We start from the raw sequence: 2,165 nt of genomic DNA on the forward strand, positions 1-2,165 counted from the left end.
AAACCTATCAGCTGGGCAAGGCCCTCGTGAAGGAGGGCCTGGATCGCGGGGTATTTTTCCAGAAGGAGGACGGTTCCGTCTGGGTGGATCTTGCAGGGGAGAAGCTGGAACCATCAATTCAACGCATTGCCGGTGAGCTTGACAATGCCGGATACAATGTAACGCGTCACGGGGGGAATTTGCTTCAGTTGAGGTGGGCGGTCGACAAGGCGAAAAAGGTAGGGCGTCCCCTGTTGAAAGATTTCAACACCGCGATCACGGCCTTTACCCTGGAGGACGTGGCCGACCCTTATGGCGCAACCACCAAGCTCCTTGACGACATCGCCGGGACGTGGCCGGAGCTCAAAATCCCCGATCGCAGAGCGGATGTGATTAAGATTGTTGAGAAGACAAAGCTCGACCTGTTGATCGCCAAGGCAAAAAGCCTGTCCGGCGACGAAGGCATCCGGTTGCTCATCAAAGAACAGGTGGCTTCCAAGGTGATCCTTAGCGCATTGGAAATCTCCGACGAGAAATTGAAACAGGTGAGGGCGGAGATAAAGAAAGAGCTTGCAGAAAGGGAGAGAGTGGCCACTCTGCTTGAGGCGGTAGCGGGTAAATCCGACGAAGAAAAAGTCAGGCACCTTTTTGAAAAGAACGTTTCCATAGAATTGATTATCGAGATGGCCAAAGTCGATCAGGGCGTTATCGATGCTGCTAAAAAGGCCATGGAAGAGGAGCTAAAGGAGAAACAACGGCTGGCAGAAGAGGAAGCCGAACGGAAAAAAGCAGAGGCTGCCGGGCCGGCGCTGGAAGACATACCCCAGGATGAGTTGGCCGAATACATTGAATCCATTCGCGAAATTATGGAGTTCAGCGAGGAGGAGAAGGAAATCAGAATCATGTGCGAGCAGAGTTCCATCCCCAAGAGCCTGGTGGACATAGCTGTTTCGGAGCCTGCCAAACTGGATGAACTCGAAAAGAATGCACAGGGATAAGGGTTATCCGCGAACGGTTTCAGACGGTGGGAAGCCGGGGACGATGGTATGGCTGCCAATTTCCGCTGTTGGCGGTATGGAAAGATTAATGCACTCGTAAAAAGCCGTTTTTCCGACGGATTCGTAAAAAGCCCGATATCGGTCTTTTTACGAATCTGTCAAGATTATCCTGAAGATGGCCATACACCATCTTGTGTGTATGGCCATGCTGCTTCAAGACGACCGACTCGGTCGATTGATCTTCAGCAGCCTCGCTGCGTTCTGCCCGCAAACCTTTTCCATGTCTTTGGGGCTCAAACCGGCATCGGTCATTTCTTTCAAGTACCGCTCGGGTTTGAGCAAGGGGTAGTCGGTACCCATCAGGACCTTGTCCAGTCCCACCAGGTCTTTGGCGTAGCGGTAAATCCGGCTGTCGTAGAGAAACGGCGAGGCGGCGGTGTCGTAGTAGACGTTTTTCAAGGTTTCTTTGACCGCCTTTTTCAGCAGGTGGTAAAAAAAGAGGCCGCCTCCCCAGTGGGCTAAAACAATGGTGTTGTCCGGGAAGCGGGCCATGGTCTCGTAAATTTGGATCATGGTGTTGGGAGTCTTGCCCGGGTAAAGGTGGCCCACCTCCTCGTTGGTGTGCAGCAGCACCGGCACATCATGCTTCCGGCACATGCCCATGATGGGGCCTAAACTGATCTGGCATTCACCGTTAATGCCGCAACCGTAGAAAGCCAGTTCCCCCACGCCGCTCAGGCCGGCATCCAGACAGCGCTGAACCTCTTGGGCCGCGTCCGGATTCAGGCTGTCCACGCAGCATAGACCGCGCAGCCGGTGCGGGTAGCGGTACACCGCTTCGATGACAGACTCGTTGTTCCGCCTGCAGGTGTCGGGGTTGCGCCAGGGGAAACCGAACACCACCGACATGTCCACCTGCTGGTCGTCCATCATGTCGATGATGGTCGAGGCGGATACCAGTTTGGATCTGGGTGATTCGTATAGCAGCTTGAATTCGGGTTCAGCATCGAAAAAACGATCCCGGTGATCCCGGATCTCAGCGGGGAAGGTGTGTACGTGAAAATCGATGATCATATGTAGCTCCATGCTAAGCAGTATTCCGTATTGACTATGGGGCTTTTTCTTATACAATACAAACCACGCTTGCAACAAACTTGACGGATTCGTAGAAACCCCGATATCAGCGCT

The 2,165-nt window shown here is 53.4% G+C and carries 2 protein-coding genes; one reads left to right on the plus strand and one right to left on the minus strand.

The window, feature by feature from the left end:
- Window positions 1–977: hypothetical protein (locus ABYV26_RS24715; protein WP_372684009.1), on the plus strand; the 977-nt coding region annotated here is incomplete at its 5' end.
- A 213-nt stretch (window positions 978–1,190) separates the two neighbouring features.
- Here ABYV26_RS24715 and ABYV26_RS24720 read toward each other — a convergent pair.
- Window positions 1,191–2,051: an amidohydrolase family protein gene (locus ABYV26_RS24720; protein WP_372684010.1), complete on the minus strand. Its 861-nt coding sequence runs from the start codon at window positions 2,049–2,051 to the stop codon at window positions 1,191–1,193.
- Window positions 2,052–2,165 lie beyond the last annotated feature (114 nt).

The sequence above is a fragment of the Desulfosarcina sp. genome (assembly GCF_041551955.1).
Taxonomy (GTDB): Bacteria; Desulfobacterota; Desulfobacteria; order Desulfobacterales; family Desulfosarcinaceae; genus Desulfosarcina.

Excerpts from the sequence above, each read along its gene's own strand:
- ABYV26_RS24720 (WP_372684010.1), bottom strand. The coding sequence starts at position 2,051 with ATGATCATCGATTTTCACGTACACACCTTCCCCGCTGAGATCCGGGAT.